The sequence below is a fragment of the Bacillus sp. FJAT-29790 genome, from assembly GCF_019039215.1.
Taxonomy (GTDB): domain Bacteria; phylum Bacillota; class Bacilli; order Bacillales; family Cytobacillaceae; genus Cytobacillus.
The window spans coordinates 2,318,011-2,331,726 of sequence record NZ_JAHNZZ010000001.1 but is presented as its reverse complement, the minus strand read 5'-3'; the positions used below and the strand labels follow the sequence as shown (position 1 = coordinate 2,331,726).

Sequence of the window (13,716 nt, the reverse complement as noted above, 5' to 3'; positions counted from 1 at the left end):
GTTAAGCCTCCGGCGGATGCCTCAGATTTTTTAAAGGAATTTATCGAGCAAGCTCGATAAAATCTGGGCGCAAATACGCCAAGGCGAATTTGATTATAAGAAAGGAGGGAAAAGAATGCCAGAAATGTTTGGTACAATAGGACCGCTTTTGTTAATGTTTGTTTTGTTTTATTTCCTATTAATTCGTCCGCAGCAGAAACGTCAAAAGGCGACTCAGCAGATGCAAAGTGACTTGAAAAAAGGGGATAAAGTTGTTACCATCGGTGGTCTTCACGGCTTTGTTGATGCCATTGATGAGGGCAAAGTCGTTATTAAATGTGGCGATGGAAGCCGTCTTACATACGATCGCGCAGCAATTCGCGAAGTAACACAAGGGTCAGCAGGAGACTAAGAAAATCATAAAGATAAAAGAAGCGGGTTGCTTTTGCGGCCGCTTCTTTTTTTACCTTTATTCAGCAGAAGTCTCTAAACGATATAAGTGGTGAGCTGAATGCAACAGTTATCCAATTCAGTGGGAGAATCAAACCCGGCTGAATAAAGTTAAGCCTCCGGCGAGCCTTTCGATTTTTTAAAGGAATTTATCGAGCAAGCTAAGGTAAAATCTGGGCGCAAATACGCCAAGGTGAATTTGATTCTCTTAACTTTAAGCCGCTCTTGATTTCGTGGACATATTCACTCCAAGGATTCCACCCATCATCGCCGTCAGCATATAGCATGTATGATAGACGATCTGCTGCATGTTAAATAAGCTGTCATGACCTAAATACTGAAAGAGGAAAATAATAATTGAATAGATAAGCCCTGTTAACCCCCCAAGAAGCCAGCCCTTTTGTTTCCCCTTGCCACCAGAAATGAATCCCCCGGCGAATAGAGCGATAAAGGATATTGCAGTTATGACAAAATGCAGGGATGACTCTTGAAGTGATGTGAACTTTAACAACAGAGAAAATAGTAAGCTGCTGATTATGGCAAGTAAAAAGACTGCAATAATCCCAAAAAGGATTGCGCTGCCGAAATTTTTTGAATCCTCTATATTGACCCTCTCCCTTCCATTTCATTGCGGATATAGCAGAGCAGTCGAATGAACTGCCTGTTTCCTTAGTACAAGCATATTCATGTATAAAAAAAATAGAATATAAATCGTAAGAAGGTTTGCTGTTGTTGAAAATAATAATTGGAAAAAAATCTCGATCATGTTTTCCTACCAGTTGTTCACAATAAACTTGAATGAAATTTTTAAGGGGGAACGGGGAATGAACGAGTATTTACTAATAACATTTAGAACAGTTGCCATCTATGTGGTCATTTTACTAATATTCAGGGCGATGGGTAAAAAAGAACTTGGCCAATTAAGTGTTGTAGACCTTGTAGTCTCAATCATGCTTGCAGAAATGGCTGTGCTGGCAGTTGAAAATCCTAAGGATCCGTTTTTCCGGCATATGCTGCCAATGCTGATATTAATGATCATTCAAATCGTATTGGCATATGTTACGCTTAAAAGTAAGAAATTTAGAAATCTCCTAGACGGGGAGCCGATCATTATTATTAACAAAGGAAAAATCGATGAAAACGCGATGAGAAAGCATCGCTACAATTTCGATGATTTGCTTCTCCAACTAAGGGGGAAGGATATACGAAATATTACGGATGTCGAATTTGCTATTCTTGAAACTACCGGAGAATTATCTGTTCTAAAAAAGGAAAAAAAGAAAACAGGAACGATGACAATCCCGCTTATTTTGGATGGTGTCATTCAGGAAGCGAGTCTAGAAAGAATTAATGAAACAAATTTTTGGCTGAGACAACAGCTTAAAAAAAGGGGATATGACGATATCCAAAATATCTCTTTTTGCAGTTATGAAAATGGGCAATTTTATATTGATTTAATAGATGAAAGGAAATAAAAGACACTCATTTTTTACAGAAGAGCGTCTCTTAATATCTTACCGGAAAGAAAACTTTGACAGTGGCTTACCAATCCATGGAATCCGCTTCAATTCCTCTTTTTTCACCAGTCCTAATAATAACGTAAGGACCGTGTAGACAAATGTGATCACAACCGTGATCAGCAAAACTTGAACTGCGAGGTGGATAGTTGGATTTAACTTTTGCAAAAGCCAATACCCACACCAACCGGAAATCCCCATAACGATAATGGTCTTTACGTAATCACGGACATAGAAAGTAAAAGAAATTGTCTTTAGAACGGTTGCAAAATGAAGTAAGGTTACTAGAACAAAGCCAACGAGAATCCCCATCGCGACACCGTTGATTCCGAAAGCAGGCTGACTGGCCAAAAAAAAGATGACGGCTGTTTTCACAATGGCTCCAATCAAACTATTGATCATGGCCGCTCTTGCTAAATTTAATGCCTGAAGAGCTGCCTGAAGTGGGCCTTGGTAATAGTAAAATAGAAAGAAGGGAGCCATCAGCTTGATAAATGATGCCCCGCTTGAAGAGTTGTACATTACTTCCATTAATTGGTCAGAAAGGACGTATAGGATAACAACTGCCAAGCCGCCGGTTATGAAAGTGAAACGAAGTGCCTGCTGCAGACGGTACTCAATTAACCCAATATTATTCTTCGATCTGGCCTCACTGATTGCCGGAACCAGTGATGTTGAAAGAGAGTAAGTAATAAAGGATGGGAGCATTAAGACCGGCAAGGCAAACCCTGTAAGGGCTCCGTACTGCTTCGTTACCGTAATCGCAGCTACCCCTGCAATTGCGAGACTATGGGCAACAACAATTGGTTCGAAAAACCAGGCTAAGGAACCAATCATTCTGCTTCCAGTAGTGGGAAGTGCAATACTCATAAGTTCATTAAACGTATTTTTTCCGGAATAAACATATTTAAAGAACTGCTTTCTTACGCGGAATTTCTTTTTCATTTTAAACGTTGTTACTAAGTAAATTAATGAAGCTAATTCGCCAATTACAGAAGCTAACATAGCACCAGCTGCAGCATACTCGATTCCAAATGGCAAGAATGCTTTGGTCATTGCTGCAATTAATGTAATCCTGACAATTTGTTCAAGCATTTGCGAAAGAGCTGCCGGTTTCATGTTTTGCCTACCTTGGAAATATCCCCGAATCACCGAAGAAATAGCAATAATTGGAACGATTGGTGCAATCGCGAGCAATGGTAAATGAGTACGGGAATCAGTAAAAAGCGTTTCGGACAGGTAAGGGGCTAGTATGATTAAAGCAGGTGTGAAAACCGCCGAAAGGGAAATCGTTATAGCGAGTGATACGACTAATATTTTCTTGATTTTCGCAAGATCTCCCCGCGCCTCTGCTTCTGCCACATTTTTAGATATCGCTACAGGTAATCCTAGCTGTGTAATCGTAACAACAAGAATTAAAGTCGGAAAAGCCATCATATACAAACCGACGCCTTCTTCTCCGATAAAACGCGCAATCACAATCCGATTTATAAATCCAAGCACCCTTGTGACAAGCCCGGCTGCAAGTAGTATCATCGTTCCTTTTAAAAACTTAGACATAGGGCTCCCTGCCTTCTCAAAATAGGTGTAATCATATACAATTAAATATATGCATGTGAGTGGACAAAGCATGACAAGCAATCGTTAATTTTTTTCCTTTTTATATATTGGCAGGGAGGCGGCTTTTATGAAAATCGGGCATACATATGATCATTTTCGCAGTCAAGTACAACCGGCTTTAGTAAGCAAATTGGAGGAATTTAGCTTGTTGGGCTATGGCAGTGTTGCCGAGCACGAGGTGTGGGAATTTTTAAAAAGAAAAAAGTGGAAAAAAAAGGATGAGGGTAAGCAATTATTCGAAATTGTGGAGGATATTCTATCAATAAAGGTTGGGGATTATTTCAGCTTTGCCACGATTGAGGCGTTTAAAGGAGCGGAATTTGCCTTCAATAACGAAGAGGAGCTTCGGGAACTTTTGAAATAAGCAATATTCTTTGTAACAAGACAATTATTATGTAGACAAATTGACAGCTATTCTAATCTGTTTCATAATGAGAATGAGGAATTTCCGGTCGTTAACATTGTTTTTATTAGTAGGGTTTCGTACCAACATGATTCTTGTTGTTACCTACTGCCCTTAAGCTGCGATAAAGTTAATAAAATGGAGGCAGCCGGTTATACGCTGTGAGCCTTTTTTCGGGCTTGTATTTAAGGAGGATTTTTACATAATGGTTAAGCGCAGTCGCATCGTTGCTTTCTTTCTGATTGTTTTATTAATTGGAGGTTTGATAGGAACAACGACACAGGGCATATTAAAGGATATTAAACTTGGATTGGACCTGCAAGGCGGTTTCGAGGTTCTTTATGAAGTCTCGCAAGCCGAGGGAGGTCATAAGATTGATAAAGAAACGTTAGCCAGCACTGCTAAAGCGCTGGATAAACGGATAAATGTGTTAGGGGTAAGTGAGCCTAATATTCAAATTGAAGGAGAAGACAGAATTCGTGTCCAGCTCGCTGGGGTAACGGATCAGCAAAAAGCGCGCGAAATTCTCTCTACTGAAGCCAATCTATCTTTTCGTGATGTAAATGATGAGAAATTGATGGATGGATCAGACCTTGCAGAGGGTGGCGCCAAGCAAACGTTTGATGAAAATGGAAAGCCAAGTGTTTCACTTAAACTAAAAAGTGCGGCAAAATTTAAAGATGTAACACAACGGATCGTCAACATGGGTTCGCCAAATAATTTACTCGTAATTTGGCTTGATTTTGAAGAAGGCACCTCCTTCCGGGAAGAAGCAGGGAAAGCAAAACCAGGCTATATATCTGCTCCAGCGGTAAGTCAAGTATTTAATCAGGATACTGTTTCGATTGTTGGAAACTTCACAATTGAGGAAGCAAAGACATTGGCTGATTTATTAAATGCAGGGTCATTACCGGTGAAACTGGATGAGGTTTATTCGACTTCTGTTGGAGCCCAATTCGGTGAACAAGCATTGAATAAAACAGTTACGGGTGGAATCATTGGGATTGCGATCATTTACTTATTTATGATCGTGTACTACCGATTCCCAGGGTTTATCGCAACTGTTGCCTTGTCAATTTATATTTATCTGATTCTTCTTGTATTTGACTGGATGAATGCGGTATTGACGCTTCCTGGTATTGCTGCCCTTATTCTTGGGGTTGGAATGGCTGTTGATGCCAATATTATTACATACGAAAGAATTAAAGAAGAAATAAAAGTGGGGAGGACGGTTAAATCTGCTTTTCAAGCAGGAGGCCGAAACTCTTTAACGTCGATTATTGATGCCAATACTACAACGATATTAGTGTCTGCTGTATTATTTATTTACGGTACAAGCTCTATTAAAGGGTTTGCTACGATGTTGATAATAAGCATATTAGTCAGCTTCCTAACTGCTGTCTATGGCTCTAGGATATTGCTAGGACTATGGGTTAACAGTAATCTATTTAATAAAAAGCCGAGCTGGTTCGGTGTTAAGAAAAAAGATATTAAGGATATCGCAGAAAATTATGATACGGTTGATTTGCCGACAAGGTTTGACCGGTTTGATTTTGTTAAACATCGGAAGAAGTATTTTATTTTTTCCGGGCTAATACTCGCAATTGGACTGGTTTTCACAGCCATTTTCGGCTTGAATTTAGGAATTGATTTCTCTAGCGGTACTCGTGTAGAACTACTATCGAATAACTCATTAACAAAAAGTGAAATAAAGTCTGAACTGGCTGCACTAAATTTGGAAACAGATGATATCGTTATTTCTGGAGCCAAACAAGAAATCGGTGTCGCAAGACTAAAAGGAGTTCTCAGCAAGGATGAAATTGCTGAATTAAAATCCCACTTTCATGAGAAATTAGGAGCGGAACCGAACGTTAGTACAGTTTCACCGACAGTTGGGAAAGAGTTAGCTAAAAATGGAGTTATTTCACTGCTAATTGCCTCGATTGGAATTGTCATTTATGTTTCTGTTCGTTTTGAAATGTATATGGCTATAGCTGCTGTTCTTGGGCTTTTATATGATGCATTCTTCATTATCATTATTTTTAGCATCAGTCGATTAGAAGTTGATTTAACTTTTATCGCAGCTGTCTTAACGGTTATTGGCTATTCTCTCCATGATTCAATCGTTACATTTGACCGGATGCGCGAAAATATGCAAAAGAAAAAGCGTATTAAAACCTTTGACGAACTTGCAGCTGTAGTTAATTCAAGTTTACGTCAGGTGATGGGACGTTCCATTAATACAGTCTTAACACTTCTAATTGCTGTATTAGGGATCTTGATATTCGGAAGTGAATCGATCCGTAATTTTTCCATCGCATTACTGATCGGATTAGTAGCAGGTGCTTATTCTTCCATTTTCTTATCAGCACAAATGTGGCTTGTTTGGAAAGGGAAGGAATTAAAGAAAAATGGTGTACTAAAGACTGCGAAAGAAAAACGTAAGGTGAGCGATGAACCACAAGTTTAACTTTATTCAGCAGAAGTTTTAAGTGCTACCATTGCACAAAAGATACAACTAAGAGAAACCTCAGGTTATCCTGGGGTTTTCTTATGCCTAAAAATAATTCAGGAATGTAAAAATTAGGTAAGACTACTAAGTAGCTCAAGGAGGAAGGAAGTTGAAATTTGGAAAAAAATGATCGTTTTAAAAGAGCGGAATTTGCTGCCGTTCTTGGTATTGTCATAAATATCGCTCTGGCCATTGTTAAGTGGGTTATTGGCGTTTATGCAGGGAGCCGTGCTTTAGTAGCTGACGCCGTCCATTCTGCATCAGATGTAGCCGGGTCGTTTGCCGTATACTTGGGTCTTAGAGCCGCAAAACAGCCGCCTGATAAAGATCATCCCTATGGACATGGGAAGGCCGAATCGATCGCTGCAATTATTGTTGCGGTCATATTATTATTAGTTGGAATTGAAATAGGAAAGTCATCCTTTCAATCATTTTTCAAACCAATTGAAGCCCCAAAAACGATTGCGATCGCTGCGGTAATCGTATCGATTATTGTGAAGGAAGCAATGTTTCGTTATAAGTATAAATTGGGCAAGGAACTTAATAGTGATGCGCTAATTGTCAATGCTTTTGAGCATCGTTCAGATGTCTATTCATCGATCGCAGCTTTACTGGGGATCGGCAGTGCCATTATCGGCGGAAAGCTTGGCATTCACTGGTTAGAATATGCAGACCCTGTGGCAGGAGTCGTAGTCTCTGTAATGGTTATTAAAATGTCCTGGGATCTTGGGAAAGAGTCCATTCATAATGCGCTCGATCATGTTCTTCATGAAGAAGATACAATTGAATTAAGAAGGACAGTTGAAACGGTTGAAGAAGTGAAAAAAATCGATGAACTGCATGCACGTGAACATGGCCATTATGTGATCGTCGATCTGAAAATCTCCGTTGATCCGAATATGACCGTTGAAGAAGGCCATCGGGTCGGAAAAAAAGTGAAGGGAAAATTGCTGGAGATGGATAATGTACAGAATGTTTTTGTTCACATAAACCCTTATAATGAGGAAAATTGATGGGAGATGTTCTGAAGCCGTATGTCATTTAAAGTCTCTACTGACCGAGCAGCGAGTTCTTCGCTGTTTTTCTTTTTTTCTATCATTGAAACACAGGAATCGCTCTTGTATAATTAAAAAGCTGAGGGGTGAACATATGTTACATTCAAAAACGCGATGGATTGTTCGGCATCCAGATGAAGAGAAGCAAAATCAACTCGTTCAAGAATTGAATATATCTTCTCTTGTGGCGTCGTTACTTGTCAATCGTGGACTTCATACCGTTGAATCAGCACGGTATTTTTTATTTGATAAAGAACAAGAATTTCATGATCCTTTTTTGTTAGCGGATATGGATATTGCCGTTTCGCGAATAAAAGAAGCAATAGAGAAGCAGGAACCGATTTTAATATTCGGAGATTATGATGCGGATGGTGTGACAAGTACATCTGTGATGATGATTACCCTCCGAGAGCTTGGGGCAAATGTTCAATTTTATATACCAAACCGGTTTACGGAAGGATATGGACCAAATATACCAGCCTTTCAGTATGCGGCTGATACGGGTATTAGACTGATTATTACAGTTGATACGGGCATTGCTGCTGTCAATGAAGCGAAAGCAGCTAAAGAGCTGGGATTGGATTTAATTATTACTGATCACCATGAACCCGGACCTCATCTTCCTGAGGCGCTGGCGATTGTTCATCCTAAGCTTTCGCAAAGCCGTTATCCTTTCCAGGAGCTGGCTGGTGTAGGGGTTGCCTTTAAATTGGCCCATGCTTTGTACGGAAAGCTGCCTGAGCATTTGCTTGAATTGGCGGCAATTGGAACGATTGCAGACCTTGTTTCTTTAAAAGGGGAAAACCGCTTACTTGCAAGCCGTGGAATTAAGAAGCTTAGATCAACCAAAAATATAGGCTTAAAGGCTTTATTTAAACAAACGGGTACGGAACCTTCTTCAATAAATGAGGAAACAATTGGTTTTCTTGTAGCACCTCGTCTGAATGCAGCGGGAAGATTGGAAAGTGCCGATCCTGCTGTAGATTTGCTTTTAACCGAAGATGAGTTTGAAGCAGAGTCGATTGCGGAGGAAATCGAGCGGTTAAACAAGGATAGGCAGGCCATTGTCAATGAGATTGCGAAAAAAGCGATTCAAGAGGTCGAGGAGCATTATCCGATCACCGAAAATTCGGTTCTAATCATCGGCCAAGAAGGATGGAATGCCGGGGTCGTTGGAATTGTTGCATCAAAACTAGTGGAAACGTTTTATCGTCCTGCCATTGTATTAAGCTTTGACCGGGAGAAAGGGTTGGCCAAAGGTTCTGCAAGGAGTATAAATGGCTTCGATTTATTCAAGAATCTTTCGGCATGCAAAGATATTCTGCCGCATTTCGGTGGGCATCCGATGGCTGCTGGGATGACATTGAAACTGGATGATGTTGATGAACTTCGGGAAAGACTGAACAACCTTGCTGAAGAGCAGTTAACAGAAGAAGATTTCATGCCCATCTCCACACTTGACGGAGAATTTGATTTAAAAGACATTCACCTTTCATCAATAGAAGAAATGGAAATGCTAGCTCCATATGGTATGGACAATCCAAAGCCGAAACTATTGATTAAAGATGCCAATATTACTGGATTGAGAAAGATTGGATCTGAACAAAATCACTTGAAAATTTCGATTGAGAATGAAGGAAATTCTCTTGATGGAGTAGGCTTTGGACTTGGTCATTTATTTGAACATATTTCTCCCTATTCTAAAATATCCGTTATTGGTGAAGTCTCGATAAATGAATGGAATAATATTCGAAAGCCGCAAATATTTTTACACGATATGGCTGTTGATACATGGCAGCTTTTCGATATTCGTGGCGTAACACGTTTCGAAAAATTAGCGAGTCTCATACCAGCAAAGCATGCAAAATGGATTGTATTTAATGAAGGAAATGCTGAAAAATTCTTAACCTTTACCGATCAAAAAATAGTTAAAGTAAGGTCAATAGAGGAAGCAGCAGTGCTAGATTTAGAAAAAGAAAATGTGGTATTAGCTGATATGCCGCCTTCTAAAGACATCTTGGCAAAACTATTTTCAGGCAAAAACCCAGCGAGAGTTTACGCACATTTCTATAAAGAAGAAAGCACTTATTTCAGTACACTCCCAACACGTGAGCATTTTAAATGGTACTATGCTCTTTTAGCAAAGAAAGGTCCACTTGATCTTAGAAAATACGGTGATGACATTGCTAAATATAAGGGCTGGAGCCGAGAAGCAATTGACTTTATGTCACAGGTGTTTTTAGACTTAGATTTTGTTAAAATAAACAATGGATTCATTTCTGTAAATAAAGATTCACATAAACGTGATTTAACAGACTCATTGACATACCAGCATAAGCAGTCACAATTTACGCTTGAAAGTGACTTACTATATTCATCCTATCAGGATCTCAAAGAATGGTTTGATGAGGTCATTCAAGATTCTGCGAAATTTGAGGAGGCAATTAAATAATGGACTTAAAACAATATATTACAATCGTCCAAGACTGGCCAAAACCAGGCATTCAATTTAAAGATATTACGACATTAATGGATAATGGCGAGGCATATAAATATGCTACAGATCAAATCGTGGCATATGCACGTGAAAAGCAAATTGACCTCGTTGTTGGACCAGAAGCACGTGGCTTTATTATTGGATGTCCAGTTGCATATGCTCTAGGACTAGGTTTTGCACCTGTTCGCAAGGAAGGAAAGCTTCCTCGTGAAACGGTCAAAGTAGATTACGGCCTAGAATACGGGAGCGATGTACTAACCATTCATAAAGATGCCATCAAGCCTGGTCAGCGTGTACTCATTACAGATGACTTACTTGCTACTGGCGGAACGATTGAAGCGACCATTAAGTTGGTCGAAGAACTTGGCGGCATTGTCGCAGGAATAGCATTCCTTATTGAATTAACGTATCTAGACGGTCGTAAAAAACTTGGAAAGTATGATATAATGACATTAATGGAATTTTAATTTTCAGGAGAGCGCTGATTATAAGCGCTCTTTTCTTAATTGAAATTGGATGTTTTCGTAAAGTTAGTTGCTTTTATAATACGATTTTTATTTAATAATCTGAGTTGATTGGAGCGGAGGGCACTTGACTCCTGCGGGAATAGAGGGAACGGGAGACCCCACAGGCGGTAACGCCGAGGAGGCTCCCGTCCCTCTCCGCGGAAAGCAAGTGCCCGCAGCGGAAATCAACGGGCAAACTTTGAAGGCAAAAAAAACGATACATGCGAAAATAGCCGTGAAATTAAATCTTTTTGATTAATATTTACGAAAACAGTATCTATAATGACAAAATCAAATGAAATTCGACATATTTTTTATTTTTTCCTTAAAAATAACCTCTTATGCCTTTACATCTTCGTGTTTTTTTTCGATAATAGTAGCAATCATTCTAATTAAATACTTTCTTTTTTGATAAAATTAGCAGAAAATTCACTAGATAAAACGGAAATATTCATTCATGTAAATGAAAATTAATTGGATAAAGGTGATACCATGGCGAACGATCATGTTCTGACCGCCGACCAAGTCATCGACAGGACAAAAGTATATTTAAATGATGAGCATGCGGCACTAGTAAAAAAAGCATATGAATTTGCAAAACATGCCCATCGTGAACAATATCGAAAATCAGGTGAGCCTTATATCATCCATCCTATTCAGGTTGCTGGCATATTAGCCGATTTGGAGATGGATCCTTCTACGGTTGCAGCCGGTTTTCTTCATGATGTGGTAGAGGATACAGATGTCTCACTAGAAGACATCAAGGAAGCCTTCAATGACGAAGTGGCGATGCTTGTCGACGGGGTTACGAAGCTCGGGAAAATTAAATATAAATCACATGAAGAGCAGCAAGCGGAAAACCATCGGAAAATGTTTGTGGCAATGGCGCAAGATATTCGTGTAATTCTCATTAAACTTGCTGATAGGCTCCATAATATGAGGACGCTAAAGCACTTGCCAGCAGAAAAACAACGGCGGATTTCAAATGAAACGCTTGAGATTTTTGCCCCACTTGCCCACAGATTAGGAATTTCGAAAGTCAAATGGGAGCTTGAGGATACAGCTTTAAGATATTTAAACCCGCAGCAATACTACCGTATTGTTAACCTAATGAAAAAGAAGCGGGCTGAACGAGAGCAATATCTTGATGATGTCATCGATGAGATGCGTGGCCGGATGAATGAAGTTTCCATAAGGTCAGATATTTCGGGCCGTCCGAAGCATATTTATAGTATTTATCGGAAGATGGTTTTGCAAAATAAGCAATTTAGCGAAATCTATGATTTGCTTGCCGTAAGGATTGTCGTTAATAGCATAAAAGATTGTTATGCGGTGTTAGGGATTATTCATACTTGCTGGAAGCCAATGCCTGGACGCTTTAAAGACTATATTGCGATGCCAAAGCAGAATATGTATCAATCCCTTCACACAACTGTTATTGGCCCGAAAGGCGATCCGCTAGAGGTGCAAATCCGCACATCTGAAATGCATCGGATCGCTGAATTTGGGATTGCGGCCCACTGGGCATATAAAGAGGGGAAAAAGGCCAATGAAGGCTCGTCTATTGAGGACAAGCTAACATGGTTCCGTGAAATATTAGAGTTTCAGGATGATACGGTTAATGCTGAGGAATTTATGGAATCATTAAAGATTGATCTATTTTCTGATATGGTGTTTGTGTTTACGCCAAAAGGTGATGTCATTGAACTGCCATCAGGATCGGTTCCAATTGATTTTGCCTACCGAATTCACTCTGAAATTGGAAATAAAACGATTGGCTCTAAAGTAAACGGGAAAATGGTAACCCTTGATTATAAGCTGAGAACAGGCGACATTATCGAAATACTAACCTCGAAGCATTCTTATGGTCCAAGTAAGGACTGGCTTAAATTAGCCCAAACCTCTCAAGCGAAAAACAAGATTCGAAACTTCTTTAAAAAGCAAAGAAGAGATGAGAATGTTGAAAAAGGTAAAGAGCAGGTTGAAAAAGAAATTCGTAATATGGATTTTGACTTAAAAGAGATTTTAACAAATGAGAATTTGAAGAGAGTAGCGGAAAAATTCAACTTTACGAATGAGGAAGATATGTACGCAGCTGTTGGCTATAACGGAGTAACGGCTCTGCAAGTTGCCAACCGCTTAACTGAAAAATGGCGCAAAAAACGTGATCTTGAACAAAATGCTCATATTTCGAATGCAGTTTCTGAATTAAAATCTTTCCCTTCTACAAAAAGACGTGAGTCAGGTGTACGCGTATCAGGGATTGATAATTTGCTTATTCGCCTTTCTCGTTGCTGCAATCCAGTTCCTGGTGATGACATTGTCGGATTCATCACGAAAGGCCGTGGGGTCTCTGTTCACCGAGCGGATTGCACAAATATTGTTACAGATGATGCCCAAGAAAGATTAATTCCTGTTGAGTGGGAAACGGCTTTAAATGATCGCAAAGAATATAATGTGGAAATTGAGATAACTGGATATGATAGACGGGGATTATTAAATGAGGTACTGCAGGCAGTAAATGAAGTGAAAACGAATATTTCTGCTGTTACGGGCCGCTCTGACCGGAATAAAGCCGCCACAATTAATATGACGATCTGTATTCATAATGTAAATCATTTACAAAAGGTTGTAGATCGGATAAAACAAATTCCTGATATTTACGCGGTCAGAAGGATTATGAACTAAGGAGTATTTTTAATGCGTGTAGTTGTGCAAAGAAGTAAAGAAGCAAGTGTCACGGTTGACGGAAAGATTGTAGGAAGCATTACAAAGGGATTTGTTTTGCTAGTTGGTGTAACCCATGAAGATAAAGAAGAAGATGCTGCCTTTTTGGCAGAAAAGATTGCTAACCTTCGTGTCTTTGAAGATGATAATGGAAAAATGAATCTGTCAATTTTAGATAAAGGCGGAGAAATTTTATCCGTTTCTCAATTTACTTTATATGGGGATTGCCGGAAAGGTCGCAGGCCAAACTTTATGGAAGCGGCCAAACCGGAGCATGCCTTGAGTATCTATGAAGCTTTTAATGCTTTTCTTCAGCAAAAAGGATTGAAAGTAGAAACGGGCGTATTTGGCGCTATGATGGATGTCCAATTAATAAATGACGGCCCGGTTACATTGATTCTGGATAGTAGGTAATAGATTAATTACGTTGTTCTTATTATAAGGCTGTTT

At 39.5% G+C, this 13,716-nt stretch carries 11 protein-coding genes; 9 read left to right on the top strand and 2 right to left on the bottom strand.

All coding sequences use genetic code 11. The annotated features are described in order from the left end of the window. Nucleotides 1-115 precede the first annotated feature (115 nt). Complete coding sequence (gene yajC, locus BGM26_RS11080) at nucleotides 116-391, top strand: preprotein translocase subunit YajC (protein ID WP_217039869.1); 276 nt, start codon at nucleotides 116-118, stop codon at nucleotides 389-391. Nucleotides 392-643: 252 nt separating this feature from the next. Here the strand turns inward: yajC and BGM26_RS11075 are convergent, their stop codons facing one another. Then, nucleotides 644-1,003, bottom strand: a complete 360-nt coding sequence (locus tag BGM26_RS11075; protein WP_367949336.1) for a TIGR04086 family membrane protein — start codon at nucleotides 1,001-1,003, stop codon at nucleotides 644-646. Between the two features lie 250 nt (nucleotides 1,004-1,253). On the opposite strand from BGM26_RS11075, the gene BGM26_RS11070 reads away from it, so the two are divergent. Further along, the gene (locus BGM26_RS11070; RefSeq protein WP_217039868.1) at nucleotides 1,254-1,904 is read left to right on the top strand and encodes a DUF421 domain-containing protein; all 651 of its coding nucleotides are present in this window, start codon (nucleotides 1,254-1,256) and stop codon (nucleotides 1,902-1,904) included. A 39-nt stretch (nucleotides 1,905-1,943) separates the two neighbouring features. On the opposite strand, the gene spoVB is transcribed toward BGM26_RS11070, so the two are convergent. Then, the gene (gene spoVB, locus BGM26_RS11065; protein WP_217039867.1) at nucleotides 1,944-3,506 is read right to left on the bottom strand and encodes a stage V sporulation protein B; all 1,563 of its coding nucleotides are present in this window, start codon (nucleotides 3,504-3,506) and stop codon (nucleotides 1,944-1,946) included. 127 nt (nucleotides 3,507-3,633) lie between these two features. Here spoVB and BGM26_RS11060 point away from each other — a divergent pair, with 127 nt between their 5' ends. From BGM26_RS11060 to dtd, 7 genes are all read left to right on the top strand, one after another. Then, the gene (locus BGM26_RS11060; RefSeq protein ID WP_217039866.1) at nucleotides 3,634-3,930 is read left to right on the top strand and encodes a post-transcriptional regulator; all 297 of its coding nucleotides are present in this window, start codon (nucleotides 3,634-3,636) and stop codon (nucleotides 3,928-3,930) included. A 244-nt stretch (nucleotides 3,931-4,174) separates the two neighbouring features. Then, nucleotides 4,175-6,439: a protein translocase subunit SecDF gene (gene secDF, locus BGM26_RS11055; RefSeq protein ID WP_217039865.1), complete on the top strand. Its 2,265-nt coding sequence runs from the start codon at nucleotides 4,175-4,177 to the stop codon at nucleotides 6,437-6,439. A gap of 158 nt (nucleotides 6,440-6,597) precedes the next feature. After that, nucleotides 6,598-7,494 carry a cation diffusion facilitator family transporter gene (locus BGM26_RS11050; protein WP_217039864.1) on the top strand — a complete coding sequence of 299 codons (897 nt, stop codon included), beginning with the start codon at nucleotides 6,598-6,600 and terminating at the stop codon, nucleotides 7,492-7,494. A 136-nt stretch (nucleotides 7,495-7,630) separates the two neighbouring features. Continuing rightward, nucleotides 7,631-9,988, top strand: coding sequence for a single-stranded-DNA-specific exonuclease RecJ (gene recJ / locus BGM26_RS11045; protein ID WP_217039863.1), 2,358 nt, complete (start codon nucleotides 7,631-7,633; stop codon nucleotides 9,986-9,988). Continuing rightward, nucleotides 9,988-10,500: an adenine phosphoribosyltransferase gene (locus BGM26_RS11040; RefSeq protein WP_217039862.1), complete on the top strand. Its 513-nt coding sequence runs from the start codon at nucleotides 9,988-9,990 to the stop codon at nucleotides 10,498-10,500. The genes recJ and BGM26_RS11040 overlap by 1 nt, the downstream gene beginning before the upstream one ends. Nucleotides 10,501-11,031: 531 nt before the next feature. After that, nucleotides 11,032-13,227, top strand: a complete 2,196-nt coding sequence (locus BGM26_RS11035; RefSeq protein ID WP_217039861.1) for a RelA/SpoT family protein — start codon at nucleotides 11,032-11,034, stop codon at nucleotides 13,225-13,227. A gap of 12 nt (nucleotides 13,228-13,239) precedes the next feature. Next, nucleotides 13,240-13,680, top strand: coding sequence for a D-aminoacyl-tRNA deacylase (dtd, locus tag BGM26_RS11030; RefSeq protein ID WP_217039860.1), 441 nt, complete (start codon nucleotides 13,240-13,242; stop codon nucleotides 13,678-13,680). The last annotated feature ends 36 nt before the right edge of the window (nucleotides 13,681-13,716 follow it).

Coding starts and splice junctions, on each gene's coding strand:
- yajC (WP_217039869.1), top strand. CDS start 116: ATGCCAGAAATGTTTGGTACAATAGGACCGCTTTTGTTAATGTTTGTT.
- BGM26_RS11070 (WP_217039868.1), top strand. CDS start 1,254: ATGAACGAGTATTTACTAATAACATTTAGAACAGTTGCCATCTATGTG.
- spoVB (WP_217039867.1), bottom strand. CDS start 3,506: ATGTCTAAGTTTTTAAAAGGAACGATGATACTACTTGCAGCCGGGCTT.
- BGM26_RS11060 (WP_217039866.1), top strand. CDS start 3,634: ATGAAAATCGGGCATACATATGATCATTTTCGCAGTCAAGTACAACCG.
- secDF (WP_217039865.1), top strand. CDS start 4,175: ATGGTTAAGCGCAGTCGCATCGTTGCTTTCTTTCTGATTGTTTTATTA.
- recJ (WP_217039863.1), top strand. CDS start 7,631: ATGTTACATTCAAAAACGCGATGGATTGTTCGGCATCCAGATGAAGAG.
- BGM26_RS11040 (WP_217039862.1), top strand. CDS start 9,988: ATGGACTTAAAACAATATATTACAATCGTCCAAGACTGGCCAAAACCA.
- BGM26_RS11035 (WP_217039861.1), top strand. CDS start 11,032: ATGGCGAACGATCATGTTCTGACCGCCGACCAAGTCATCGACAGGACA.
- dtd (WP_217039860.1), top strand. CDS start 13,240: ATGCGTGTAGTTGTGCAAAGAAGTAAAGAAGCAAGTGTCACGGTTGAC.